The 23,700-nt window shown below is 71.6% G+C and carries 24 protein-coding genes; 7 read left to right on the forward strand and 17 right to left on the reverse strand.

Annotated elements, in window-relative coordinates:
• Positions 1 to 9: 9 nt before the first annotated feature.
• The 3 genes from FHX82_RS24075 to FHX82_RS24085 are packed head-to-tail and all read right to left on the reverse strand — an operon-like array spanning position 10 to position 2,879.
• Positions 10 to 816, reverse strand: coding sequence for an ATP-binding cassette domain-containing protein (locus tag FHX82_RS24075; RefSeq protein ID WP_145936142.1), 807 nt, complete (start codon positions 814 to 816; stop codon positions 10 to 12).
• A 4-nt stretch (positions 817 to 820) separates the two neighbouring features.
• The gene (locus tag FHX82_RS24080; RefSeq protein WP_145936141.1) at positions 821 to 1,870 is read right to left on the reverse strand and encodes an ABC transporter permease; all 1,050 of its coding nucleotides are present in this window, start codon (positions 1,868 to 1,870) and stop codon (positions 821 to 823) included.
• A gap of 10 nt (positions 1,871 to 1,880) precedes the next feature.
• Positions 1,881 to 2,879: a sugar ABC transporter substrate-binding protein gene (locus FHX82_RS24085; RefSeq protein WP_145936140.1), complete on the reverse strand. Its 999-nt coding sequence runs from the start codon at positions 2,877 to 2,879 to the stop codon at positions 1,881 to 1,883.
• Positions 2,880 to 3,023: 144 nt separating this feature from the next.
• Between FHX82_RS24085 and FHX82_RS24090 the strand changes: the two genes are divergently transcribed.
• Positions 3,024 to 4,067 carry a LacI family DNA-binding transcriptional regulator gene (locus tag FHX82_RS24090; RefSeq protein WP_229880337.1) on the forward strand — a complete coding sequence of 348 codons (1,044 nt, stop codon included), beginning with the start codon at positions 3,024 to 3,026 and terminating at the stop codon, positions 4,065 to 4,067.
• Here the strand turns inward: FHX82_RS24090 and FHX82_RS24095 are convergent.
• Positions 3,996 to 4,931, reverse strand: coding sequence for a DMT family transporter (locus tag FHX82_RS24095; protein WP_145936139.1), 936 nt, complete (start codon positions 4,929 to 4,931; stop codon positions 3,996 to 3,998). The genes FHX82_RS24090 and FHX82_RS24095 overlap by 72 nt on opposite strands.
• Before the next feature lie 52 nt (positions 4,932 to 4,983).
• On the opposite strand from FHX82_RS24095, the gene FHX82_RS24100 reads away from it, so the two are divergent.
• A complete protein-coding gene (locus FHX82_RS24100) occupies positions 4,984 to 5,553 on the forward strand; it encodes a CGNR zinc finger domain-containing protein (RefSeq protein ID WP_145936138.1) in 570 nt (189 codons plus the stop codon).
• On the opposite strand, the gene FHX82_RS24105 is transcribed toward FHX82_RS24100, so the two are convergent.
• The gene (locus tag FHX82_RS24105; RefSeq protein ID WP_183176798.1) at positions 5,547 to 6,290 is read right to left on the reverse strand and encodes a helix-turn-helix domain-containing protein; all 744 of its coding nucleotides are present in this window, start codon (positions 6,288 to 6,290) and stop codon (positions 5,547 to 5,549) included. The genes FHX82_RS24100 and FHX82_RS24105 overlap by 7 nt on opposite strands.
• Positions 6,291 to 6,355: 65 nt before the next feature.
• Here FHX82_RS24105 and FHX82_RS24110 point away from each other — a divergent pair, with 65 nt between their 5' ends.
• On the forward strand, positions 6,356 to 6,907 hold the full coding sequence (locus tag FHX82_RS24110; protein ID WP_145936137.1) for a TIGR03086 family metal-binding protein: 552 nt from the start codon (positions 6,356 to 6,358) through the stop codon (positions 6,905 to 6,907).
• Here FHX82_RS24110 and FHX82_RS24115 read toward each other — a convergent pair.
• From FHX82_RS24115 to FHX82_RS24150, 8 genes are all read right to left on the reverse strand, one after another.
• Positions 6,904 to 8,217 (reverse strand): alpha/beta hydrolase, encoded by a 1,314-nt coding sequence (locus FHX82_RS24115; RefSeq protein WP_229880339.1) that lies wholly within the window; start codon positions 8,215 to 8,217, stop codon positions 6,904 to 6,906. The genes FHX82_RS24110 and FHX82_RS24115 overlap by 4 nt on opposite strands.
• Positions 8,214 to 9,515: an MFS transporter gene (locus tag FHX82_RS24120; RefSeq protein ID WP_145936136.1), complete on the reverse strand. Its 1,302-nt coding sequence runs from the start codon at positions 9,513 to 9,515 to the stop codon at positions 8,214 to 8,216. Before FHX82_RS24120 ends, FHX82_RS24115 begins: the two co-directional genes overlap by 4 nt.
• Positions 9,516 to 9,662: 147 nt before the next feature.
• Positions 9,663 to 10,625 (reverse strand): ABC transporter substrate-binding protein, encoded by a 963-nt coding sequence (locus FHX82_RS24125; protein ID WP_145936135.1) that lies wholly within the window; start codon positions 10,623 to 10,625, stop codon positions 9,663 to 9,665.
• A 14-nt stretch (positions 10,626 to 10,639) separates the two neighbouring features.
• Entirely contained in the window at positions 10,640 to 11,632 is a 993-nt protein-coding gene (locus FHX82_RS24130) for an ABC transporter permease (protein ID WP_145936134.1), read from the reverse strand.
• Positions 11,629 to 13,185 carry a sugar ABC transporter ATP-binding protein gene (locus FHX82_RS24135; RefSeq protein ID WP_145936133.1) on the reverse strand — a complete coding sequence of 519 codons (1,557 nt, stop codon included), beginning with the start codon at positions 13,183 to 13,185 and terminating at the stop codon, positions 11,629 to 11,631. Before FHX82_RS24135 ends, FHX82_RS24130 begins: the two co-directional genes overlap by 4 nt.
• Positions 13,182 to 14,015 carry an amidohydrolase family protein gene (locus FHX82_RS24140; RefSeq protein WP_145936132.1) on the reverse strand — a complete coding sequence of 278 codons (834 nt, stop codon included), beginning with the start codon at positions 14,013 to 14,015 and terminating at the stop codon, positions 13,182 to 13,184. Before FHX82_RS24140 ends, FHX82_RS24135 begins: the two co-directional genes overlap by 4 nt.
• On the reverse strand, positions 14,012 to 14,968 hold the full coding sequence (locus FHX82_RS24145) for an aldo/keto reductase (RefSeq protein ID WP_145936131.1): 957 nt from the start codon (positions 14,966 to 14,968) through the stop codon (positions 14,012 to 14,014). The genes FHX82_RS24140 and FHX82_RS24145 overlap by 4 nt, the downstream gene beginning before the upstream one ends.
• Complete coding sequence (locus FHX82_RS24150; protein WP_145936130.1) at positions 14,961 to 16,238, reverse strand: enolase C-terminal domain-like protein; 1,278 nt, start codon at positions 16,236 to 16,238, stop codon at positions 14,961 to 14,963. The genes FHX82_RS24145 and FHX82_RS24150 overlap by 8 nt, the downstream gene beginning before the upstream one ends.
• Positions 16,239 to 16,378: 140 nt before the next feature.
• On the opposite strand from FHX82_RS24150, the gene FHX82_RS24155 reads away from it, so the two are divergent.
• Both FHX82_RS24155 and FHX82_RS24160 read left to right on the forward strand, forming a co-directional pair.
• The gene (locus FHX82_RS24155) at positions 16,379 to 17,221 is read left to right on the forward strand and encodes a fumarylacetoacetate hydrolase family protein (protein WP_145936129.1); all 843 of its coding nucleotides are present in this window, start codon (positions 16,379 to 16,381) and stop codon (positions 17,219 to 17,221) included.
• Positions 17,218 to 17,955 carry an SDR family NAD(P)-dependent oxidoreductase gene (locus FHX82_RS24160; RefSeq protein WP_145936128.1) on the forward strand — a complete coding sequence of 246 codons (738 nt, stop codon included), beginning with the start codon at positions 17,218 to 17,220 and terminating at the stop codon, positions 17,953 to 17,955. Before FHX82_RS24155 ends, FHX82_RS24160 begins: the two co-directional genes overlap by 4 nt.
• A 233-nt stretch (positions 17,956 to 18,188) precedes the next feature.
• Here FHX82_RS24160 and FHX82_RS24165 read toward each other — a convergent pair whose 3' ends face one another.
• From FHX82_RS24165 to FHX82_RS24180, 4 genes are all read right to left on the reverse strand, one after another.
• Positions 18,189 to 18,872 (reverse strand): FadR/GntR family transcriptional regulator, encoded by a 684-nt coding sequence (locus tag FHX82_RS24165; protein WP_145936127.1) that lies wholly within the window; start codon positions 18,870 to 18,872, stop codon positions 18,189 to 18,191.
• A 123-nt stretch (positions 18,873 to 18,995) separates the two neighbouring features.
• Positions 18,996 to 20,003: an SAM-dependent methyltransferase gene (locus FHX82_RS24170; protein WP_145936126.1), complete on the reverse strand. Its 1,008-nt coding sequence runs from the start codon at positions 20,001 to 20,003 to the stop codon at positions 18,996 to 18,998.
• Positions 20,004 to 20,055: 52 nt separating this feature from the next.
• Entirely contained in the window at positions 20,056 to 20,637 is a 582-nt protein-coding gene (locus FHX82_RS24175) for an AAA family ATPase (RefSeq protein ID WP_145936125.1), read from the reverse strand.
• Between the two features lie 2 nt (positions 20,638 to 20,639).
• Positions 20,640 to 21,647, reverse strand: a complete 1,008-nt coding sequence (locus FHX82_RS24180; protein WP_183176799.1) for an LLM class flavin-dependent oxidoreductase — start codon at positions 21,645 to 21,647, stop codon at positions 20,640 to 20,642.
• 115 nt (positions 21,648 to 21,762) lie between these two features.
• On the opposite strand from FHX82_RS24180, the gene FHX82_RS24185 reads away from it, so the two are divergent.
• Both FHX82_RS24185 and FHX82_RS24190 read left to right on the forward strand, forming a co-directional pair.
• On the forward strand, positions 21,763 to 22,704 hold the full coding sequence (locus tag FHX82_RS24185; RefSeq protein ID WP_145936123.1) for an ABC transporter permease: 942 nt from the start codon (positions 21,763 to 21,765) through the stop codon (positions 22,702 to 22,704).
• A complete protein-coding gene (locus tag FHX82_RS24190; protein ID WP_222425970.1) occupies positions 22,701 to 23,699 on the forward strand; it encodes an ABC transporter permease in 999 nt (332 codons plus the stop codon). The genes FHX82_RS24185 and FHX82_RS24190 overlap by 4 nt, the downstream gene beginning before the upstream one ends.
• The last annotated feature ends 1 nt before the right edge of the window (position 23,700 follow it).

Raw genomic sequence — 23,700 nt, forward strand, 5'->3', positions numbered from 1 at the left:
GACTTCCCTTCAGGGTCGGTCCAGCAGCTCCGCGGTCTGCGTGCGGTTCAGCTCGTGCCGCAGCGTGTCCAGCTCCGCGCCCCCGGCCATGTGGTGGGTCAGCTGGTCCAGCGTCAGCTCGGCCCGCTTCGCGTCGAGCTCGACCTCGCCCTGGCGCAGCACCACGAAGTGGTCGCCGACGAGGAACGCGTGGTGCGGGTTGTGGCTGATGAAGATCACGCCGAGCCCGGCGTCGCGCGCCGCGGCGACGTACTTGAGCACCACGCCCGACTGCTTCACGCCCAGCGCCGCGGTCGGCTCGTCCAGGATCAGCACCCGCGCGCCGAAGTGGATCGCCCGCGCGATCGCGACGCACTGGCGCTGCCCGCCGGACAGGCTGCCGATCGGCAGGTCGACGTCCGGCAGCTCGATGCCCAGCTTCCGCAGCTCGGCATCGGTGGTCTCGCGCATCTTCCGCACGTCGAGCCGCCGGAACGGCCACACGCCGCTGGTGGGTTCCGAGCCGAGGAAGAAGTTGCGCCACACCGGCATCAGCGGCACCACGGCCAGGTCCTGGTACACGGTCGCGATGCCGCGGTCCAGCGCCTCGCGCGGGGAGGAGAACCGGACCGGCTCGCCGTCGACGCGGTACTCGCCGTCGTCGTGGCCGTGCAGGCCCGAGACGATCTTGATCAGTGTGGACTTGCCCGCGCCGTTGTCGCCGAGCACGCACGTCACCTGGCCTGCGTGCACGCTCACGCTCACGTCCCGCAGCGCGGTGATGTTGCCGTAGCTCTTGCCGACGCCGGTCAGCTCCACCAGCGGGGTGCTCGTCATGGTTTCACCTCCGCGAGGTGCGCAGCCGCACCCACATGTTCAGCAGCGTGGCGAGCAGCAGCGTCGCGCCGACGAAGAACTTGAGCCAGTCCGGGTTCCAGCCCGCGTAGACGATGCCCTGCGTGGTCATGCCGTAGATCAGCGCGCCGATGGCCGCGCCGATCGCGGAGCCGTAGCCGCCGGTGAGCAGGCAGCCGCCGATCACCGCGGCGGCGATGTAGAGCAGCTCGTTGCCGATCCCGATGCCCGACTGCACGGAGTCGAACGCGAACAGCTGGTGCATCCCGACGAACCAGGCGCCGAAGCCGACCGTCATGAACAGCGCGATCTTCGTCCACTTCACCGGCACCCCGACCGCGCGGGCCGACTCGGCCTGCCCGCCCACGGCGTAGATCCAGTTGCCCGCGCGCGTGCGCAGCAGCAGCCAGGTGGCGACGGCCACGAAGAACAGCCACCAGAAGATCGTCACCTTGACCGCGACGCCGCCGATCAGGATGTCGGAGGCGAACACGGCCCTGGCGGAGGCGAACCCGTCCATGTCGGCGATCGAGTCGGTGGCGACATTGCCGGTCACCAGTTTCGTGAGCGCGAGGTTGAGGCCCTGCAGCATCAGGAACGTGGACAGCGTGATCAGGAAGCTCGGCAGCCTCGTGCGCATCACGAGGTAGCCGTTGAGAAATCCGATCGCGAGCGCCAGCACCAGCGCGGCGGCGACGCCGATCCACACGTTGAGGCTCAGCTGGTAGGCGGTCATCGACGCGGTGAGCGAGGCGGTGGTGACGGCGACCCCGGCGGACAGGTCGAACTCGCCACCGATCATCAGCAGCGCCACCGCGACCGCGACGATCCCGATCGTCGAGCTCGAATAGAGCACAGTGGACAGTGAGGCGGGCTCGCGGAACGGCGGGGCGACCGCGAAGAACAACACGAACACCACGACCGCGCCGAGCAGGGAGCTCAACTCGGGCCGCGCGATCACCCGGCGGCCGAACGACCGGGGCCGGGCCTGCGTGTGCCCGCCCGTCGCGGGCGCGGGGGCCAGCGCCTGGGTCATGACGGCCTCCTCACCGGGTTCCGGCGTCGGCGAACCGGGCGACCGAGGCGATGTTGTCCTTGGTGATGAACGCCGGCCCGGTCAGCGTGGGCTTGCCGCCGCCCAGGACGTTGCCGTTGTACTTGTAGAGCCACAGCGAGTCCACCGCGAGGTAGCCCTGCAGGTACGGCTGCTGGTCGACGGCCCACTGCACCGAGCCGTTCTGGATGGCCTGCACGAGCGCCTTGTTGGTGTCGAACGTAGCGACCTTCGCGGAGCTGCCCGCGCCGGAGACCGACTGCACGGCCAGCAGCGCCATCGGCGCGCCGAGCGTCGCGACGAAGTCGATGCCGCGGTCCTGCTGCAGCTTCGCCTGCATGGTCGACTGCGCGGCGGTCTGGTCCTGCCCGTTGACGTAGAGCAGTTCGGTCTGCCCCTGGAAGGTCTGCTTCAGCCCCGCACAGCGCGCTTCCAGCGCGACCTGGCCCTGCTCGTGGATCACGCACAGCGCGTGCTTCGCGCCGACCTCGTTCAGTTTGTTCCCGAATGCCTGTCCGGCCAGGGTTTCGTCCGACCCGAAGTACTCCGCCAGTCCCAGCTGTGCCCAGTTGTCGAGGCCGGAGTTGAAGCCCACCACGGGAATTCCGGCGGCCTTCGCCTTGCCCAGCACGCCGCTCATCGCGTCCGGGTGCGCCAGCGTGAGCGCGATGCCGTCGACCTTCTTGTCGACGGCGGTCTGGACCAGGTTCGCCTGGTTGGGCCCGGCGGGGTCGCTGGAGTAGTCGAGCTCGACGTTGTCCTTGGCGGCCGCGGCTTCCGCGCCCTTGCGGACGATGTCCCAGAACGTGTCGCCCGGCGTCTCGTGGGTGATCATCGCGATCCTGATGCGGGCGGTGGTCGCGGTGCCGGCGTTGGCGCCCGCGGCCTGCTGCTCGGCCTGCTTGCCCCCGGAACTGCTGCACCCCGTGAGAGCCAGCACCACCGCGGCGAGCGCGGCGGTCCAGGCGAACGGTCGGTTCCTCTGCTTCATGACCTGCACCTCTTCGTGCACGGAGGGGAACGGGACTGTCGCGCACTACTAGCGCGCTCTAGTCCGACGAACTATGCTGCCCGTCACACCCGCTGTCAAGCCCCCGGAGCGCTTCCCGGAGTCGGCGCAGGCAGGATCGGAACCATGACGCGAGAGCCCGTGACCCGCGGCCGCAGGCCCACCATGGCGGACGTCGCCGCCCACGTGGGGGTGTCGCGCGCGCTGGTGTCCCTCGTCTTCCGCGACCAGCCGGGAGCGAGCAGGCAGACCCGCGACCGGGTGTTCGCGGCCGCGCGCGAGCTGGGCTACCGGCCGGACAACGCGGCGCGTCTGCTGGCGCGCAGCCGCAGCGGGGTCCTCGGGGTGATGCTGACCGTGCGCAACCTCTTCCACGCCGACCTCGTCGAGGCGATCTATCCCGCCGCCGAGCAGCAGGGGTACGAGATCCTGCTGTCGGCGGCCCTGCCGGAGCGCGGCGAGCGCCGCGCGGTCGAGGCGCTGCTGGGGCACCGCTGCGAAGGTCTCATCCTGCTCGGCGGCGAGCTGGATCCCGAGTACGTCCGTGAGCTGGGCGAGCACACGCCGACGGTGATGGTCGGCCGCCGGTATCCGGGCGCGGGGGTCGACTCGGTGCACGTCGCGGAGGCGAAGGGGGTCCGGCAGGTCGTGGACCACCTGGTGCGGCTCGGGCACCGCTCGATCGCGCACCTCGACGGCGGCACCGAGGCCGGCGCGGCCGAGCGCCGCCGCGCGTACCTGGCGGCGATGCGGCGGCACGGGCTCGGCGGGCACATCCGCGTCCTGCCCGGCGACCACACAGAGGACTCGGGCATACAGGCGGCCCGCGCACTGCTTTCGGACCCCGGTGACCTGCCGACCGCGGTGTTCGCGAGCAACGACCGCAGTGGCGTGGGTTTCCTCGACGCCCTGTGGCGGGCGGGGCTGCAGGTGCCGCGTGACCTGTCGGTCGTCGGCTTCGACGACAGCCACCTGGCGCAGCTGTCGCACATCGACCTGACGTCGGTCAGCCAGGACACCGAGCGCCAGGGCCAGCTCGCCGTGCGGGCGGTGGTCGAGCGGCTGGCGGACCCGGCGCTGCCACCCCGGGAGCTGGTGTCACAGCCGAAGCTCGTGGTCCGTGGCACGACGGCCGCCCCGCCGGTGGCCGTCGCGGCCCGCGCGCGCTGACTCCGCGCGTGAGCCCAGGGCCAGCGTGAGCGCGCTGGCGAGGATCAGCGCGCAGCCCGCGAGCTGCCAGGGGCCTGGATGCTCCCCGAGGACGAGCGCGCCGAGGACGACGGACCCGATCGGGGTCAGCAGCAGCAGGACCGCGCCGAGCTGGCTGGACAGCTTCGGCGCGCACACCGCCACCAGCAGCCAGCCCACGACCTGCGCGCAGCCCGCCGCGAGCGCCAGCCAGCCCACCGCCGCCCAGCCGGGCGTCGCGTCCACGCCGTGCCACCCCAGGCCGGCCAGCAGCGACACGACGGCGGCCGAGGCGGTCACCAGCAGGTACGGCTGCACGGGCGGGGCGCCCTGCCCACCCCGGCGCAGCAGGAACAGGAACCCGGTGTAGCACAGCGCGGCCAGCAGCGCGTGCACCGTGCCCCACAACGGATCCGCGCCCGCCGGGGTGTGGTCGAGCAGTCCCGCGGTGCACACGACGCCGAACAGCACCACTGGCAGGCAGCCGAAGAACGCGCGCGTCACCGGCTCGCGGTCGACCGCCCACGCGAGCACCGGCACCAGCACGACCTGCAGGTTGACCAGCACCGTCGACAGGCCCGCGCCGACCTCGAAGATCGCCTGCGTCCACAGCAGCATGTCCCCCGCGAACAGCGCCCCGGCGAACACCGCGGACAACGCCGCGCGACGGGACGGCACCCCCGCGCGCCGCCGTTCCCGCAGCGCGAGCGGCAGCAACAGCGGCAACGCGATGAGGCACCGCCAGAACGAGGCCGTGCCCGGCGAGGTGCCGGACAGGCCGATGAGCACCGCCGAAGCGGACACCGCCAGCGCCGCCGTCGTCATTCCCCACACCGCTCGGTCCATGCCTTCCGGCTACCCGGTCTGTCTAATGGGTAAAACACGTTATGCTCATTAGGTGACCGAACTGGAGCTGGTGGGCGGGGACGTGGTGCTCGACTTCGTCAACACCGTCACCTGGCGCCTGCGTCCGGACCGGCTCGCCGACGAGCTGCGCACCCCCGAGGTGCTCGTCGCCTGGCTGCTGCGGACGGGGCTCGTGCGGCAGGCACCGGCGCCGGTCTCGCCGCAGCGGGCGGCGCGGACGCTCAGTCGCGTCCGTGACCTGCGAGAGGACCTGTACGCCGTGCTGGCCGCGTCGATCGCGGGTCGCGAGCCGCCGCCGAGCGACCGTCTACATCGGACGATGCTGCGCGCGCTCGCGCGGGCCCGGGTGGTTTCGGTGGTCCCGCTGCGCGAGTCGTTCGTGCCCTCCGACGTCGCGGACGTGCCCGTCCTGCTCGCCCTGGAGGCCCGGCGGTTCCTGCGGGACGTCGACCCGGTCCGCCTGCGCCAGTGCGCCGACGACGGGTGCGGGTGGCTGTTCCTCGACCGCAGCAGGAACGGTTCGCGACGCTGGTGCAGCTCGGCCGACTGCGGCAACCGCGCCCGGGCCCGCCGCCACTACGAGCGGACGCGCGGTCAGTAGCGCCGCGCGTACCAGGTGGGCGGCTCGCCGAACAGCGACCGGAAGTCGCGGACGAAGTGGGCCTGGTCGGCGTAGCCGAGATCGGCGGCGAGAGCGGCCCAGTCGATGCCGCCGCCGGCCGCCATGCGCTCGGTGGCCTCGTGCAGCCGGTAGCGGCGGATGACCCACTTCGGGCCGATGCCGACGTACTCCGCGAACAGCCGCTGCAGCCCGCGCACGCTGAGGCCGACACGCTCGGCGAGGGTTTCGACGCGCGTGACGCCGGGCTGGCCGGCGACGAGCGCGACCGTGTCGGCGGCGGCCGTGGCCCGCGGGTCTTCGGCGGGCAGGCGGGCGAGCAGGAACTCCTCGACGGCCTGGACGTCCGGCTCGTGGGGCACGTCCGGCCCGAACACCTCCTCGGCGGGCACGATCCGGTCGGTGAGCGTCGAAACCGGGGCGCCGAGCCACGGGCGGAAGCAGCCGGGGCGGAACGCCACGCCGAACACGCGCCCGGTGCCGTCGAGCACCTTCGTCCGGTGGCCGCTGGCCACGCCGTTGACGTACGCGCGGGTGTCGTGGAAGGACAGGTGGACGTTCGGGTAGGGCACCATCTTCTGGCGGTACGGCTGCTCGTAGTGCCAGTCGACGACCCAGTAGCGGGCGACCCAGGGCCGCAGCGCCTCCGACGGCTCGGGGTAGCCGTGGCGCTGGTACTTCACCCAAGCCCCGCTCAGCTCGCGGACATCCCTCTCCACGAGTGCCGAGTGTATGTCGCGTTCGTTCAATACGCGTGGGGTGCCGGGGTTCTAGGGTCGCCGCCATGGCACACATTTCCTCCGCGGCCGCCGTGCTGTCCGGCGTCGTCCGCGGCCTCCGGCCCGGGCAGCTGACGAACCCGACCCCGTGCACCGAGTTCGACGTCCGGGCCCTCGTTCACCACCTGCTGTACTGGGGACCGTCCCTGGCCGGGGCGGGCCGCAAGGAGCTGGTAGAACCGTCCGAAGTGGATACTTCCGACTGGCGGCCCGCTTTGCTGGCCGTGGTTTCCGGCATCGAGAAGTCCTGGTCCTCGCCGGGTTCGTCGGAGGGCACGACGCGGATGGGAGGACCGACGGAGCTGCCCGCGGCGCTGGTCGCCGACATGGTCCTGGGCGAGCTGACCGTGCACGCGTGGGACCTCGCCCGGGCGACCGGGCAGCCGTTCGAGGTGCCCGAGGACCTGCTGACCCACCTGTACGACGGGGTGGTGGCACACGCCGCCGAGGCCCGCGCGATGGGCGTCTACGGCCCGGAGGTCCCGGTACCGGCGTCGGCGTCCACTTTGGACCGGATTCTCGGCCTCACCGGCCGGGATCCGGCGTGGAGCCGCTAACGCCGCCCCGGTTCCCCCAGCCCGCCGGTCAGCCGGGGCGTCGCGAACCGTTCGTAGCGGCCTGTGCCCGCGGCCGCGTTGAGGCGCTCGGGGGTGGTGCGGTCGGCCCAGGTGCCGGTGTCGAGGCGGAACTCCAGCGCGTGCAGGGCGGCGATCGTCTCCGCGGGCTGGAAGGCGCAGTGCCCCGTGCCGCGCACGTACGCCTGCCGCAGCAGTGGCCCGCGTCCGGCGGCCGTCACGAGCCCGGCGTACCAGTTCTCCTGCTCCAGGGGCACCAGCTGGTCGGCGACCGTGTGCACGTCCAGTTCGGGCACCCGCAGCCGTCCCGTGGGCATCGACGTCCGGGCGAGCGTGGCGACCGCGGGCGGATCGGCCGTCACGTCCGCGTCGCGGGTCAGCTTCGCCAGATCCGCGTCGAGGTCCAGGCCGGCCCGCTGGTACAGCGCCCGCACCTGCGCCACGTGACTGCTCCCGCGCAGCAGCGCCCGGTAGTCGACGCCCCGGTTGAACGCGCTGTTGCCGCCCGCGGCGAGCTCGATCTGGTACCGGCCCGTCACGACGAACCCGAGCACGAACTCCGTGAGCGTCTGTTCCTGTTGTGCCTCCTGGGTTTCGTAGTCCCGGGGCGGGCTGTCGCCGGTGTACCACCCGGGCACGTTCATCCGCGCCGCGGCGAGCGCGATCCGGGCGCGGCCCGCGGGAGTGGCCTGGGCGCCGCTCGTGACCGTCGTCAGGGTCGCGGCCGCGGCCGCGGCTTCGTCCTGACTGCCGTAGCGGACCAGCTTGACCGGCTGCTGCGGAGCGAGCAGGTGCGCCAGCGCGTACTCGCCGTCGAGCTGGTAATTGTCGAGGTTCAAGGCGCCCGCGACCAGCCCGCACGTGGTGAGCGCCCCGTCAATGCGCGAGTCCTCGGCCTCACGTGCGCTGACCAGCCCGCCCATCGAGGTGCCCCACGCGACAGTGCGTTTCGCCGTCCCGATCTTCGACTCCAGTGCGGCCAGCGCGCCGAACTGATCGTCCACTGCGGACCCCAGCGCCCACCACGACGGCCCCGAGTAGGACGAGCCGACGAGCGCGTAGCCCTCGGCGAGCAACTGCCGGGCCGTCGCCGCGTCGGGTGCGTCCTGCGGCTGGAGCGGCCCGAAACCGTGGCTGTACAGGATGATCGTGCCGTTCCACGTTCCCGGCACGTCCGCCACCCAGGTCGCGCCGTCGGCCAGTTCACCGGTGTAGTGCCCGGCTTCGGCGGCCTGCGCGACCGGCGTGACGAAAACCGTCAGCGCGACCGTCAGCGCGGCGAGCCACCTCATCGCCGCACCCCCACCGCTCGTACCGGCGCCGGGTCGGCCAGGTCGGCGCGGCTGCTCTCGCCGAGCGCGAGCACGCACAGCACCGTGACGAGGCAGCACGCCGCGATCACCACGGAGATCACGAGGGTGCCCGCGCCCGCCACCGCGGCGAACACCACCGGGGCGACACCGGCCCCGATTCCCGCGACCTGGTAGCCGAGCGAGGCGCCGGTGTAGCGGGTGCGCGTGCCGAACAGCTCGGTGTACAACGCGGCCAGCGGCCCGTACATCGCGGGGTGCGCGACCGACTGCCCGAGCACGACGGCGAGCGTCAGCAGCACCACCGAACCGCTGTCGATCAAGGGGAACAACAGGAAAGCGACCACCCCCATGGCGAGCGCCCCGCCGATCACCACCGGCCGGCGCCCGACGCGGTCGGAGAGCGCCGAGTAGCCGAGGACGCCGAGCACCGCGCCGGCCGAGGAGATCGTGATCGCGTTCAGCACGGTCTGGCGGGAAAAACCCGCCTGCACGGCGTAGGACAGCAGGTACGTGGTGAGCGTGCCCTGCGCGATGAAGGCGCCGAAGCCCACGCCGATGCCCAGCAGCAGGTTTCTCGGATAGCGGCGCAGCACCTCCAGCAGCGGCGCACCCGGCGGCCGGTGGCTCGCGCGGAAGACCGGTGTCTCGTCGACCTTGAGCCGCACGAACAGGCCGATGGCCAGCAGCACCACGCTGAGCAGGAACGGAACCCGCCAGCCCCACGCCAGGAACTGCTCGTCGGTGGTCACCGCGCCCATGAGCGTGAGCAGCAGCGTCGAAACGATCATCCCGCTCGGGGCACCGGCGCCGGTGAAGCTCGCCCACAGCCCGCGGCGGCTGGTGGCGTGCTCGGCCGACATCAGCACCGCGCCACCCCATTCGCCGCCGACGGCGATGCCCTGCAGTACGCGGAGCACGATCAGCAGGACCGGGGCCCAGACGCCGATGGCGGCGTAGGTGGGCAGCACTCCGATGAGGGTGCTCGCGAGGCCCATCAGCGTCATGGTCAGGATGAGCATGCGTTTGCGGCCGAGCAGGTCGCCGAAGTGCCCGAACAGCACGCCGCCGAGCGGGCGGGCCAGGTAGCCGGTGGTGAAGGTGCCGAGGCTGGCGACCGTGCCCACCACGGGGTCCAGACCGGAGAAGAAGACCTTGGTGAACACCACCGCCGCCGCCGTGGCGTACAACAGGAAGTCGTAGTACTCGATGACGCTGCCGAGGTAGCTGGAGAGCACGGCCCGGCGCAGCTGCGCCCGCGACCGGATGTCTTCGACCATCGCGTGTCCCGCCTCGTCGCCGACCGCACGTGACGCCCGTCACGTGCCCGTCGAACGTTAGGCAGGTTCGGAATGGCCGTCAACAGGCCACGAGGGCGGGAGACGGCCGCTTCCGGGTTCGCGCGACCCGGAAGCGGCCCGCGCTGCTCACTGGTACAGCGCCGCCTGGATCTTGGGGTCGGTGATGTTCGCCTTGTCGTACCAGTAGAACGCCGTGTCGATGCGCTTCGGCAGCTGTTCGCCGTTGATGGCCTTCAGCGCGGCGTCCACGAGCTGCTTGCCCATGTCCACCGGGTCCTGCGTCACCGCCCCCGACTCGACTCCGCTGTTGATCGCGTCGATCTGCGCCTGGCCCGAGTCGAACCCCGCGATCGTGATCGCCCCGGCCTTGCCGCTCTCCTGCACGCCCTTGATGACGCCGATCGCCGAACCCTCGTTGGACGCGTAGATCCCCTTCAGGTCCGGGTTCGCCGAGATGATCGACTTCGTGATGTTCGCCGACTCCAGCTGGTCCCCGCCACCGTACTGCGGGGCGAGCACCGTGATGCCCGGCGCGTTCTGGTGCATCCAGTCGAGGAACCCGTCGCGCCGGTCCTTGCCCGACAGGCTCGTCTGGTCGTGCACCACCATCGCGACCTTGCCCTGCCCGCCCAGTTGCTGCGCCAGGTGCTTCGCCGCCTCGGCGGCCGCGGCCTTGTTGTCCGTCGCCACCGTCGTGACCGGGATGTCACTGTCCACACCGGAGTCGAACGCGACCACCGGGATCTTCTGCGACTTGGCCTGCTGCAACAGGTTCGCCGCCGCGCGGGAGTCGAGCGCCGCGAAACCCAGTGCCTGCGGCGACTTCGCCAGCTCGTTGGTCAGCATGTTGATCTGCTGCTCGACGTCCTTCTCCGTCGCCGGGCCGACGAACGTCGTCCGCGCGCCCTTCGCGGCGGCCTCCTGCTCGGCGCCCTTCTTCACCGCCTGCCAGAACTGGTGCTGGAAACCCTTCGAGACGATCGCGATCAGCGGGCCGCCGCCCGCCCCCGCGCCACCCTGACCGCACGCGGTGAGCGCGAGCGCCAGCGCGGCACCGGCGACCGCCGCGACGATCTTCTGTGTCCTCATGCCGAACTCCTTCGTCAGGCTTCCTTCTTCCGGATGCGGTCGGTGTACACGGCCACCAGGATCACGCCGCCCAGGATGACGTTCTGCCACTCCTGCGGGATCGACATGATCTGCAGGCCGTTGTTGAGCACGGAGATGATCAGCGCGCCGATCAGCGTGCCGACGATCGAGCCCTTGCCGCCGGACAGCGACGTCCCGCCGATCACCACCGCCGCGATGGCCTGCAGCTCGTAGCCCATGCCGGTGGCCGGCTGCGCCGAGCCCAGCCGCGCGGAGATCATCACGCCCGCCAGCCCGGTGAACAGGCCCGCGAACGCGTAGATCGCGATCTTCCACTTCCGCACGTCGATTCCCGACAGCGCCGTGGCCTCCTCGTTGCTGCCGATGGAGTACGTGTAGCGCCCCAGCACGCTCTTCGTCAGCAGGACCCCCGCGATGATCGCGACGACCAGCAGGATCAGCACCCCGTTCGGCACGTTCGGGATCAGGTTGCCGATCGAGAGGTCGCTGTAGCCCGCCACGTCGGTGAAGTAGATCGGCGTGCTGTTCGACAGCACCAGCGCGAGCCCCTCGGCGACGAGCATCATCGCCAGCGTCGCGATGAACGGCGGGATCCGCAGCAGCGCCACGTTGATCCCGTTCACCAGCCCCAGCACACCGCCGAACAGGACCGAAAGCGGCACGCCGAGCGCCAGCGGCAGGCCCAGCTTCACCATGAACACGCCGGCCATCACCGCGCACAGCGCCATCCCGGTGCCGATGGACAGGTCGATCCCGGCGGAGATGATCACGAACGTGGTGCCGATCGCGAGCGTCCCGATCACCACCGTCGAGTACAGGATCGCGATGAAGTTGCCGTAGGAGAAGAAGAACGGGCTGACGATCGAGAAGAACGCGTAGATCACGACCAGGCTCGCGAACGCCAGCAGCTGCTGGAGCCTGCTCCTGATCGCGGCGCTCACGCTCCCCTGCTGCCGCTCGGGCGCCGGCGCCTTGACGGTGGTCATCGGTTCGTCCCTTCCTCGGCGATCAGGCCCAGCTCGGCCGCGTCGGCCGGGTTCTCGTCGGGCCGCAGGGTCGCGAAGTGCATGATGGTCTCCTGCGTCGCCTCACCGGCGTCGAGCACACGCGTGACGCGGCCCTCGCTCATCACCACGACGCGGTGCGACATGCGCAGGATCTCCGGCAGTTCCGAGGAGATCATGAGGATCGACTTGCCCTGCCCGGCGAGCTCGCCGAGCAGCTGGTAGATCTCCTCCTTCGCGCCGACGTCGATCCCCCGCGTCGGCTCGTCGAAGATCAGCACGTCGCAGTCCTTGGCCAGCCACTTGGCGATCACCACCTTCTGCTGGTTGCCGCCGGAGAGGTTCTTGGTGGTCTGGTCCACCGACGGCGTCTTGATCCGCAGCGTGCCCGCGTACTGCTCCGTGCTCGCGCGCAGCTCCCGGTCGCGCACGAAACCGGCGCGCGTGAACCGGTCCCGCAGTGCCGACAACGCGATGTTGGCCTTGACGTCCTGGTCGAGCAGGAGCCCGAACTGCTTGCGGTCCTCGGACAGGTACCCGATGCCCAGCCGCGCCGCGTCCGCCGGGTTCGCGATGCGGACCTTCTTGCCATGCACCGTGATCGTGCCCGCGCTCGCCTTGTCGGCACCGACGAGCGCGCGGGCCACCTCGGTGCGGCCGGCGCCCATGAGCCCGGCGAACCCGAGGATCTCGCCGTGGCGCAGGTCGAACGTGACGTCGGTGAGCAGTTCCTTGGTGCTCAGTCCTTCGACCCGCAGCACGACCTCGCGGTCGGGCCGCACGTCTTCGGGACGGGTGCCGGTGTCGAGGGCACGGCCGACCATCAGCGCGATGATCTCCGGCGTGGTCGCCGTCGCCACGTCGAGAGTGTCGATGTACTCGCCGTCGCGGATCACGGTGACCCGGTCGGCTATCCGTTTGATCTCCTCCATGCGGTGGGAGATGTAGATGACGCCGGTGCCCGGGCGCACGAACCGGCGGATCAGCTCGTGCAGCGTCTCGACCTCGGCGTCGTTGAGCGCGGCCGTGGGCTCGTCCATGATGAGCACGCGGGGCTCGTAGGAAAGCGCTTTCGCGATCTCCACCATCTGCTGGCTCGCGACGCTGAGCCCGCCGACGACCGCGCGCGGGTCGAGCTTCAGGTGCAGGCGATCGAGCAGCTCCGCGGCGTCGGCGTTGAGCCTGCGCTCGTCGAGCAGCAGCCGGGCGCGCCGGGGTTCGCGGCCGATGAAGATGTTCTGCGCGACCGTCAGGTGCGGCACCAGGTTGAACTCCTGGTGGATGATGCTGATGCCCAGTTCGAGCGCGTGCCGCGGGCCCGCCGGCTCGTAGGGTTCGCCGCCGAGCCGGAAGTTCCCGGCCTCCGCGGTGTGGATGCCCGAGAGCAGCTTCATGAGCGTGGACTTGCCCGCGCCGTTCTCGCCGACCAGCGCGAGCACCTCGCCCGAACGCAGGTCCAGCCGCATGTCGTGCAGGGCCCGCACGCCGGGGAAGGTCTTCTCGACGCCCTCGACCTCGAGCAGCGGTTCCGTCATGTCACACGCTCCGGTGTCCCGTAGACCGCGTCCGCCGTTCCCGCCAGCACGCGTGCCTGCTCGGTTTCCGACAGTTCCCCGATGAGCGCCGAGAGGATCTCCCACGACCGCGCGTACCCTCCATAGAGGACGGTCATGGGCCAGTCTCCGCCGTACATCAGGCGTTCCGGCCCGAACGCTTCGAGTGCGTCGTGCACCGCGGGCCGGGTCGCTTCGACGGTGAAGGGTTCGGCCTGCAGGCCGGAGATTTTCGCGACGGTGTTGGGCCGCGCCGCGACTTGTCTCAGTGCACCGCGCCAGGCCTGGTAGGCGGCGAGATCACGCGGCGGCTTGCCGAGGTGGTCGACCACGATCGTCAGTTCCGGCACCGCGTCCGCCAGGTCGGCGACCCGTGCGAGGTGCCGGGGCCACGCGTCGGGCACGTCGAAGGGCAGGCCGCGTTCGGCGAGCATCGCGAGTGACCGGCGGACCTCCGGCAGTGCGAGGAACTCGTCGCGCGGGTCGTCGTGCACGAGGTGCCGGACCCCCCGGAACTTCGCGTGCTGCTGCCAGCGGTCGAGCTGGCGCTCCGCCGTGCCCGGGTCGTCGAGCCGCACCCAGCCGACGACGCCGGAGATCCAGTCGTGCCCGGCGGCCTGGTCGAGCAGGAACCGCGTGTCGGCCTCGGAGTCCTCGGCCTGCACGAGGATCGCGGTGTCGATTCCGGCACTGTCCAGTTCGGACCGTGCCTGCTGCGCGGTGAACGTGGCGTGCAGCGGGCCGTCGGGAATCCAGGCGTAGTCGCTCACCGTGAGGTCCCACAGGTGCAGGTGCGTGTCGACGACGTTCATGCGCGGACCAGCCCCCTCTCCCGCAGTGCCGTCCACAGTGCACCGGGCACGGTTTCCTGGAGCCGCGTCGAGTTTTCCCTTACTTCCCAGGGACTTGCCGCGCCCACCACCACACTGCGGACGCTGTGGTCGCGCAAGGGGTACTGGAGTGCCGCGGTCGGCAGCTCCACGCCGAACTCGGCACACACGGCGGCGATTTCCCGTGCCCTGGCGAGGACTTCGGGCGGCGCGGCCTCGTACTCGTACCGGGCCTGAGCCGACGGGGACGGCGTGGCGAGCAAACCCGAGTTGAACACGGCCGCGGCCACGACACCGACCGAGTGGGCGCGGCACTCGGGCAGCACGTCGTCGAGCGCGGGCTGTTCGAGCAGCGTGAACCGGCCCGCGACCATGACCAGGTCCAGCAGCCCGGTCCGCGCTGCGGCGGCGAGGGCCTTGGTGCACTTCGAGCCGACGCCGACCGCTCGCACCAAGCCCTCGTCCCGCAATGCCACCACGGCCGGGACGCCTTCGGCCAGCGCGGGTTCGAGGTCGTACAGCTCCGGATCGTGCAGGTACACGATGTCCACCGCGTCGAGGCCGAGGCGCGTCAACGAGTCTTCGAGGCTGCGCCGGATCCCGTCGGCGGAGAAGTCCCACACGCGGCGGTGGTCGGCGGGCACGGCGAAAGCGTTTTCTTCGTCCAGGCGGCCCGCGCCGCCAGGATCGGGCACCAGCAGCCTGCCGACCTTGGTGGAGACGACGTACTCCCCGCGCGGCTTGCTGGCGAGGAACACACCGAGCCGCCGTTCGGACAGGCCGAGCCCGTAGTGGGGCGCGGTGTCGAAGTACCGGACGCCGCAGTCCCACGCCGCCTCCAGCACGGCGTACGCCTGCTCGTCGCTCATCGGCGCGTACAGGTTCCCGAGACCCGCGGCCCCGAGCGCGAGCCGGCCGAGCGGCGGGCTAGGCATGGGTGTACTCCACAATGGACGTCTCGTGCATCTGCGTGCCCGCGCCCGGCGCCTTCGGCGCGTAGTACCGTCCGTTGTGGACGTCGACCGGGGTCACGAAATGCTCGTGCAGGTGATCCACGTACTCGATCATCCGGTTTTCCAGGCTGCCGGACACCGCCACGTAGTCGAACATCGCCAGGTGCTGCACCGCCTCGCACAACCCGACGCCCCCGGCGTGCGGGCACACGCGGACGCCGAACTTGGCCGCCAGCAACAGGATCGCGATGTTCTCGTTGATCCCGGCCACCCGGGTGGCGTCGAGCTGGAGCACGGAAAGCGCTTTCGCCTGCAGGAACTGCTTGAACAGCACGCGGTTCGCGGCGTGCTCGCCCGTCGCGACGGGGATCGGCGCCACCGCCTCGGCGATGGCCGCGTGGGCCAGCACGTCGTCGGGGCTCGTGGGCTCCTCGACCCACGCGAGGTCGAAACCTTGCAGTGCCCGCACCCACCGGATCGCGTCGGCCACGTCCCAGCGCTGGTTCGCGTCGACAGCGATGCGGATGTCCGGCCCGCACACCTCGCGGGCCAGGCGCAGCCGCCGGATGTCGTCGTCGAGGTCGGCGCCGACCTTGAGCTTGATCTGGGAGAACCCGTCCGCCACGGCCTCGCGGCACAGCCGGGCGAGCTTCTCGTCGTCGTAGCCGAGCCAGCCGGGAGTGGTGGTGTAGGCGGGATACCCTTCGGACAGCAGCCGCGCCTCGCGTTCGGCTCGGCCGGCCCGCGCGTCGCGCAGGATGGTAAGCGCCTCGTCGCGGGTGAGCGCGTCGGTGAGGTACCGGAAGTCGACGAGGTTGACGATCTCCTCGGGGCTGAGCGAGGAAAGCAGCTGCCACAACGGTTTTCCCTCGCGCTTGGCGCGCAGGTCCCACAGCGCGGTGACCGCCGCGCCGATGGCCATGTGCATGATCCCCTTCTCGGGGCCCAGCCAGCGCAGCTGCGAGTCGTGCACCAGCTCGCGCCAGACGTCGCCGAGGTCGCCCAGCGTCGCGTCGAGGTCACGGCCGACGAGGTGGCCTTCGAGCGCCCGCAACGCGGCGACCTGCACGTCGTTGCCGCGGCCGATCGTGAAGACGAACCCGTGCCCCTCGAACCCGTCCCCGGCGTCGGTGAGCACGCGCAGGTAGGCGGCCGAGTAGTCGGGGTCCGGGTTCATCGCGTCGGATCCGTCGAGTGTCCGGGAGGTCGGAAACCGCACGTCGTGGGTCTGCAGGGCGACGATTCGAGCCACGCACACTCCTTCGGGAGAGGCCGCAGTATGGCCTGCGTCACGCCGAACCTTAGACATCGGATGTATCGAGCGTCAAGGCTCGCCCGGGAGACGATTCTTCCCTAACATGCGGCGTAGACACCCGACCAAAGGAGTGACCAGTGAAGCTCGCCCGGCTGGGAGCCGCGGGCCAGGAACGGCCCGTGGCCGTCGACGGCGGCACGACCTACGACCTGGTCGGACTGACGGCCGACCTCGACGGCGCCTTCCTCGCGGCGGACGGGATCGCGAAGGTCCGGTCCGCGCTGGCGGCCGGTGCGCTGCCGGAGCTGGCGGGCGCGCAGGAGCTGCGGGTCGGCTCCCCGGTCGCCCGGCCCGGCGCGGTGGTGTGCATCGGCATGAACTACGCGGCGCACGCCGCCGAGTCCGGGGCCGCCCCGCCCGAGGTGCCGATCATGTTCCTCAAGACGCCCAACACCGTCGCCGGCCCGAACGACCCGGTGCCGATCCCGCGGGGCAGCGAGCGCACCGACTGGGAGGTGGAGCTCGGGGTAGTGATCGGCAAGCGCGCGCTGTACCTGGGATCACCGGAGGAAAGCCTCGCGCACGTGGCGGGTTTCGTGTGCGGCAACGACGTTTCCGAGCGGCAGTTCCAGCTCGCCGACTCCGGCGGGCAGTGGAGCAAGGGCAAGTGCGCGCCGGGGTTCAACCCGCTCGGGCCGTGGCTCGTGCCGGCGGACGAGGTGGACCACGCGAACCTGCGGTTGCGCAGCTGGGTCAACGGCGAGCCGCGGCAGGACTCCAGCACGGCGGACATGGTGTTCGGGGTGGAGCACCTCGTGTGGCACCTGAGCCAGTACCTGGCGCTCGAACCGGGCGATGTGATCATGACCGGCACGCCGCAAGGTGTCGCGCTGTCGGGGAAGTACCCGTACCTGAAGGCGGGGGACGTGGTGGAGATCGAGATCGAGGGACTCGGGCGGCAGCGGCAGGAGTTCGTGTGAGCGAGTTCGACGGCCTCGTGGCCGTGGTGACCGGTGGCGCCTCGGGGATCGGCGCGGCGGTGGTTTCGGCCTTGCGGGAGCGGGGCGCGCGGGTCGCGGCGCTGGACCTGCGGGAGGTCACGCCGGACGGGGTGCGGATGGACGTGACGGACGACGAGTCGGTGCGCCACGCGATCGCGACGGTGGTGGAGCGCTTCGGCGGGCTGGACGTCGTGGTGAACAACGCGGGGATCGGCGCGCAGGGCACGGTGGCGGACAACGACGACGCCGAGTGGCTGCGGGTGCTGGACGTGAACCTGCTCGGGATGGTGCGCGTGAGCCGGGCCGCGTTACCGCACCTGCGCCGCTCCCGGGCGGCGGCGATCGTGAACGTGGGCTCGATCGCGGCGACGGCGGGGTTGCCGCAGCGGGCGTTGTACAGCGCGTCGAAGGGCGCGGTGGTGGCGCTGACGCGCGCGATGGCGGCGGACCACCTGGCGGAGGGCATCCGGGTCAACTGCGTCAACCCGGGTACCGCGGACACCCCGTGGATCGGGCGGCTGCTGGAGAAGGCCGACGACCCGGCGGCGGAACGCGCCGCGCTGGAGGCGCGCCAGCCGCACGGCCGCCTCGTCTCGGCGGCGGAGGTCGCCCACGCGGTGGCCTACCTGGCCAGCCCGCTGGCGGCGTCGACGGCAGGCGCGGGAATCGCCGTGGACGGCGGGATGCAGAACCTGCGGTTGCGGCCCCGGTAGGGGGCAGGCGCGGCGGCACGGGACTCGCGGTCGCGGTAGCGATCGGTGACGGGTGGCGGCTTCCGAGCTTTCCCGAGGGCGGGCGCGGCAGGCGCGGATCGGTGGCCGGTGGCGGCTTCCGGTTCACCGGCCGCTCGCGGGATGGCGGCGCTACCAGCCTTCCCCGGGCGGACGTGAGCCGAGTCCGTTTTCCGTGCGCCACCGGCCAGCCACCGCGCCCCGCCCCCGGGAAACTAAGCCCTCTCCACGAGGGTTTGCCGGATCCACTGTTCCACGCCCGCGATGTGCACCGTCGCCACGGCGGCTGCCACGTCGGGTTGTCTCGCCGCCAGCGCCTGCTGGATCGCGCGGTGCTCGGACAGCGTCCGGGCCAGTACGCCCTCCTCCGTGATCCCGCGCCACGTGCGAGCCCGCTGCGTGCGGCCCGAGATGCTCTCCACCAGCGACGCCAGTACCGGGTTCCCCGCGCCCGCCGCGATCCTGCGGTGGAACTCCAGGTCGTTCGCGACCAGCTCCTCCACCGACGGCTCCTCCCCCAGCGAACCCAGCAGCACGCCGAGTCCGTCGATGTCCACTTCGGACATCCGCTGCGCCGCCAGCCCCGTGACGGCGGGCTCGATGAGGCGCCGTGCCTCCAGGAACTGCAGCACCGTGTCGTCGCGGTGGAAGTCCACCACGAACCCCATCGCGTCCATGAGCACCGACGGGTCGAGGCTCGTCACGTAGGTGCCGTCGCCGCGCCGCACGTCGAGCACGTGGATGAGCGACAGCGCGCGCACCGCCTCCCGCAGCGAGTTGCGGGACAGACCGAGGCGCTCGGCGAGGTCCGCCTCCCGCGGCAGCCGGTCGCCGGGCCCGAGCTCGCCGTCCACGATCATCTGCTTGATCGCCTCGATGGCGTCGTCCGTCACCGACATCGCCCGGGCCTCCTTCCGGCTACTCCGGGCAGGATACATCGGATCTTTCCCGGTACGAGCACGGCGATTGGCGTATTTCGGCAGCACAGGGCGCGGTCAGATCGGATGACTCGGGCGTCGCGCTCAGGGCCGGCGAGCGAGCACGAGGCGCCCGAGCGGACTCATGGCGATCTCGGCGTCCGCGAACCCCGCACCGGTGGCTTCGACGGCCAGGTCCTCCGCGGAACGCCCGTAGGTGATGCCGCGGCGGGTGTCGAACAGCCGGTCCAGCAGGGTGCGCGTGGTGGTTTCCTGCTGCGGCACCAGCTCCTGCAGGAGGAGCAGCCCACCCGGGCGCAGCGCGCGGAAGATCACCGCCAGCACGGCGTCCCGGGACGAGTCGGGGAAGAACGGCTGCGCCCAGAACGCCGCCGCGAACTCCGCCTCGTCCCGCAGCCCGGTCGCGTCGGCCTCGCGGATCTCCACCCGGTCGCCCAAGCCCGCCTCCCGCGCGCGGTCCCGCAGCTCCGCGGCGACCTCCGGCACGAGCTCGACACCGACCGCCCGCAGGCGCGGGTACAACGCGAGCGAGGTCAGCAGCGCGCCGCCCACACCGCTGCCGAGGTCGAGCAGCGGCCCGCCCGCCGCGAGCGCGTCGCGGTAGGCCGGGACGGCCTCGAAGACCATGCCGTAGAGCTCACGGGAGCCCGGGGTGGCGCGGACCCCGGCATTGCGGGCGATGGTCAGGGCCTGTGCCCCGGTGAGGCCGCCCGCGCTCCCGTCGACCGCGGCGGCGATCTGCTCCTTCGCCAGCTCGATCGCATCGAGCGTGGCGGGCAGCTCGATGCCGGTGCCGCCGGCCAGGAGGGCGCCGAACGCCGGGGTCAGGCGGAACACGTCGTCGTCACCGCTCTCGGCGACCCCGGCCGAGGCGAGGACGGCCAGTGCGTCCGCGACCACCGCCGCGTCGCGGCCGCCGGCCAGGTCCGCGGCGGTGGCGCCGTCCCGGAGCCGGTCGAGCCAGCCCGCGCGGTGAGCGGCGCCGAGGAGCGCGACGAGCTCCGCGCCCTGGGCCCAGTCCTTGATCGTCGTGTGCGCGGACAACGCCTGCTGCAGGCTCGCGACGTCCCCGCCACTCCCGGTGTGCGTCATGGTTCCCCCTTCGTCCGGACGACCCTATCGATGCGATGACAACGCTGGGCGGTCAGCCGAGACTTTCCGCCAGCGGCCCGCGGAGCCAAACCCGCACCTGGCCGCGCCCGCGCAACCGCACCACGACCAGGCCCGGATGCCGGTCCTCGGTGATCAGCCGCCGCACCCGGTCGCGCATGAGCGGCTGCCGCCGCCACGAGTCCCGGACAATGTGCTGCGGGTCGGTGAAGAAGGTGTGCAACGGCGGCTCGACGTTGCCGCCCGCAATGGGTGAGCCCCGGCCGAAGCGGCGCTGCACTGTCCGCACCACCACGCGGGTCAGGACGAGCGCCCGCGGGTGGTCCAGCCAGACGAGCACCTGGGCCCGGGCGGCCAGCTGCTCCCGCACGTCCTCGCCCTGCCACTCGATCGCCCACACCGGGCGCTCGGTGAAGCGCAGCACGTCCTCGCGCCACGTGGGCCGGACTGTCCATCCGGGAGCGTGGTAAAAGGACTCGAACGGCACGAACGGCACCCCCAGCCGTTCGCACAACCGGCGGGCGAGCGTGGACTTCCCGGCTCCGGGCGGGCCCGCGACGGCGATGCGCGACAACCGCGGGACTTCCAGGGGGTCGTGCGGACCGAGGACGCGCATTCCTAGTCCCGCGCCCGGAGCGCCGGGGCGATCTGCTCCATCACCGCCCGCAGGGTGTGCGCCGCCTCATCGAAGGTCTGGTCTCCGAAGTACAGCGCCAGCTCGAAGTAGTTCACCCCCGACGCCTCGGCCTGGTGCACCATCTCCTCGCGCACCGACTCCGCCGTACCCACCAACGCCCCGCCGCTCACCAGTAACCGCCCGGGGTCGAAAGCGCGGTCCGGCCGGTAGTCGCCGTGGTGGTGCCACAACCGCGTGAGCCGCTCGAAGAACACCCCGTAAGCCCGCCCGAACACGTCCAGCGCCTGCTCCCGGCTCGGCGCGATCACGACGGTCGCCGCGATCCCCACGCACGGCCGCGGCCCGCGCGCACCCGCGGCGTGCCACGCCTCCCAGTACGCCCGGACCGCCTCCGCGCCGCTCCCGCCGTTCCAGCGGCCCACGAAGTTCACGCCGTTGCGCCCGGCCCACTCCGCCGTCGCCGTGTTGCTCGACGCGTACCACAACGGCGGGTGCGGGCGCTGCACCGGCAACACCGACAGCTCGGCGTCGTAGGAACGCAGCAGCCTGCCCTCGTGCCGCATCCGGCCCGTGCTCAGCGCCCCCGTCAGCGCCTCCAGCGCCTCGGCGTAGATCGCCTTCGCCTGCCCCGCCTCGACGCCGAAGATGCCCAGCTCGTACGGGCTCACGCCCGACCCCACCCCCAGGTCCAGCCTGCCACCGGTGAGCTGGTCGAGCACCGCGACCTCCTCGGCGAGGCGGAAGACGTCGTGCGCGGGCAGGACGTTCACCAGCGCCCCGAGCCGCATCCGCTCCGTGCGCTGGCTCAGCGCCGCGAGCAGCAGGTTCGGCGACGGGCACACCGACAACGGCGTGCCGTGGTGCTCGGTCACGTGGTAGTGATCGACGCCGAGGCACTCGGCTTCGGCGGCGAACCGCAGCCGCCCGGCCAGCACGTCACCCGCTCCCCCGGCACCCAGGTCGACCGAGTCGAAGATCCCGAACTTCATCGCGCGCACCCCCACATTCGTCCCATAGTGTGAGAAGGACTGGACCACCATGGGAAATTGCCGCCGGATTCTCTAGGGTCTCGTCGTCCAGTTTTCCCGAACTCCAGAGGAACCGTTGTCCGACATCCTGTCGCCGGGCGGCGCGCCGGTGCCCGCCGCCGCCCCGGCGGCTCGCGGGCTGCTGCGCACGCTGCGGCGTGACCGGTGGGCCCAGGCCAGCGCCGTCGTCATCGTCCTGGTGGTGCTCACCGCGCTCGCCGCCCCGCTGCTCGCGCTGGCCGAGGGCCAGGACCCGTACACCTACCACACCGACCTGCTCGACCCGTCGAACGGCACGGGCGCGGGCGCGCTCGGCGGGATCAGTGGCAGCCACTGGTTCGGCGTCGAGCCGCTGACCGGGCGGGACCTGTTCGCCGTCGTCGCGTACGGCGCGCGCACGTCGTTCCTCATCGGGCTCGCGGCGACGGTCGTGTCGATGGTCGTCGGCGTGCTGCTGGGCGCCAGCGCCGGGTACACCGGCGGCTGGTGGGACACCGTGGTGAGCCGGGTGACCGACGTGCTGCTCGGGTTCCCGCAGCTGATCTTCATGATCTCCGTGGGTGCCGTCGCCCCGGCCGCGATCCCCCGGCCGCTGCTGCTGATCGCGGTGATCGGCCTGTTCGGCTGGCCGCGCGTGGCCCGCGTGGTGCGGGCCCAGACGCTGAGCCTGCGGGGCCGCGACTTCGTGCGCGCCGCGCGGGCGCTGGGCGCGGGCGGGGTGCACGTGTTCCGGCGCGAGCTGCTGCCCAACCTGTGGGCGCCGATCATCGTGCTGGCCACCGTGACCATCCCGTACAACATCGGGCTGGAGGCCGCGCTGTCGTTCCTCGGCGTCGGGATCCCGCCGCCCACGCCGAGCTGGGGCCGTTCCATCAGCGACGCGATCAACTGGGTGCAGACCGATCCGATGTTCCTGATCTTCCCCGGCGCCGCGCTGTTCGTCGCGACGCTGGCCTTCAACATGCTGGGCGACGGGCTGCGCGACGCGCTCGACCCGAAGACGGCGGTGCGCCGGTGACCCGCACGCTGCGCTTCCTCGGCGCGAGGTTCGGCGGGATGCTGCTCGTGCTGCTCGTGGTCAGCTTCGGCATGTTCGCCGTGTTCTACCTGCTGCCGACCGATCCCGCGATCTGGTCGTGCGGCAAGCCGTGCACCCCGGAGAACCTGGCGATCGCGCGCCAGTTCATGGGTTTCGACAAGCCGTGGTTCCAGCAGTACCTCGACTTCCTCGGCGGGATCTTCACCGGCCGCACCTTCGGCACGGGTGCGACGGCGATCGTCTGCGCCGCGCCGTGCTTCGGCTACTCCTTCCAGCAGAACGAGCCCGTGCTGTCGCTGATCGGCGACCGGCTGCCGGTCACCGTGTCCCTCGCCGTGGGTTCGGCGATCATCTGGCTGGTGGCGGGCGTCGCGACGGGCGTGCTGTCCGCGCTGCGGCGGGGCAGGTTCACCGACCGCGCCGCGATGACAGTGACGCTCGCGGGCGTCTCCGCCCCCGCGTACCTGGTGGGGCTGCTGGGCATCCTGCTGTTCGGCTTCACGCTCGACGTGGTGCCGGTGAACGGCTATGTGCGGCTCGCGGACAGCCCGGTCGACTGGGCGTGGCACCTGGTGCTGCCGTGGCTGGTGCTGGCGTTCATCAACGCCGCGGTGTACGCGCGGCTGGCCCGCGGCCAGATGCTGGAGGTCCTCGGCGAGGACTTCATCCGCACCGCGCGGGCGACCGGCCTGCCCGAACGGACGGTCGTCGGGAAGTACGCGCTGCGCAACGTGCTGCTGCCCGTGGTCACGGTGTTCGCCATCGACCTGGGCTCGCTGCTCGGCGGTGCGGTGATCACCGAGCGGGTGTTCGCGCTGCCCGGCCTCGGCGGGCTGCTGGTGGACGCCGTCCATCAGGTGGACCTGCCGCTGCTCATGGGCGTCACCGTGTTCGCCGCCTTCTTCGTCGTCCTCGCGAACTTCGTGGTGGACGTCCTCTACGGGGTCCTCGACCCCCGCGCGCGAGTCAGCTAGG

The sequence above is a fragment of the Amycolatopsis bartoniae genome (assembly GCF_014191255.1).
Lineage (GTDB): Bacteria > Actinomycetota > Actinomycetes > Mycobacteriales > Pseudonocardiaceae > Amycolatopsis_E > Amycolatopsis_E bartoniae.

What these genes read in the sequence shown, in the direction of transcription:
- FHX82_RS24175 (WP_145936125.1), bottom strand. Translation starts at nt 20,637, where the DNA reads ATGCGCGTCCTCGGTCCGCACGACCCCCTGGAAGTCCCGCGGTTGTCG.
- FHX82_RS24080 (WP_145936141.1), bottom strand. Translation starts at nt 1,870, where the DNA reads ATGACCCAGGCGCTGGCCCCCGCGCCCGCGACGGGCGGGCACACGCAG.
- FHX82_RS24075 (WP_145936142.1), bottom strand. Translation starts at nt 816, where the DNA reads ATGACGAGCACCCCGCTGGTGGAGCTGACCGGCGTCGGCAAGAGCTAC.
- FHX82_RS24130 (WP_145936134.1), bottom strand. Translation starts at nt 11,632, where the DNA reads ATGACCACCGTCAAGGCGCCGGCGCCCGAGCGGCAGCAGGGGAGCGTG.
- FHX82_RS24095 (WP_145936139.1), bottom strand. Translation starts at nt 4,931, where the DNA reads ATGGACCGAGCGGTGTGGGGAATGACGACGGCGGCGCTGGCGGTGTCC.
- FHX82_RS24170 (WP_145936126.1), bottom strand. Translation starts at nt 20,003, where the DNA reads ATGACGCACACCGGGAGTGGCGGGGACGTCGCGAGCCTGCAGCAGGCG.
- FHX82_RS24140 (WP_145936132.1), bottom strand. Translation starts at nt 14,015, where the DNA reads ATGAACGTCGTCGACACGCACCTGCACCTGTGGGACCTCACGGTGAGC.
- FHX82_RS24125 (WP_145936135.1), bottom strand. Translation starts at nt 10,625, where the DNA reads ATGAGGACACAGAAGATCGTCGCGGCGGTCGCCGGTGCCGCGCTGGCG.
- FHX82_RS24115 (WP_229880339.1), bottom strand. Translation starts at nt 8,217, where the DNA reads ATGAGGTGGCTCGCCGCGCTGACGGTCGCGCTGACGGTTTTCGTCACG.
- FHX82_RS24085 (WP_145936140.1), bottom strand. Translation starts at nt 2,879, where the DNA reads ATGAAGCAGAGGAACCGACCGTTCGCCTGGACCGCCGCGCTCGCCGCG.
- FHX82_RS24180 (WP_183176799.1), bottom strand. Translation starts at nt 21,647, where the DNA reads ATGAAGTTCGGGATCTTCGACTCGGTCGACCTGGGTGCCGGGGGAGCG.
- FHX82_RS24135 (WP_145936133.1), bottom strand. Translation starts at nt 13,185, where the DNA reads ATGACGGAACCGCTGCTCGAGGTCGAGGGCGTCGAGAAGACCTTCCCC.
- FHX82_RS24145 (WP_145936131.1), bottom strand. Translation starts at nt 14,968, where the DNA reads ATGCCTAGCCCGCCGCTCGGCCGGCTCGCGCTCGGGGCCGCGGGTCTC.
- FHX82_RS24120 (WP_145936136.1), bottom strand. Translation starts at nt 9,515, where the DNA reads ATGGTCGAAGACATCCGGTCGCGGGCGCAGCTGCGCCGGGCCGTGCTC.
- FHX82_RS24110 (WP_145936137.1), top strand. Translation starts at nt 6,356, where the DNA reads ATGGCACACATTTCCTCCGCGGCCGCCGTGCTGTCCGGCGTCGTCCGC.
- FHX82_RS24090 (WP_229880337.1), top strand. Translation starts at nt 3,024, where the DNA reads ATGACGCGAGAGCCCGTGACCCGCGGCCGCAGGCCCACCATGGCGGAC.
- FHX82_RS24165 (WP_145936127.1), bottom strand. Translation starts at nt 18,872, where the DNA reads ATGTCGGTGACGGACGACGCCATCGAGGCGATCAAGCAGATGATCGTG.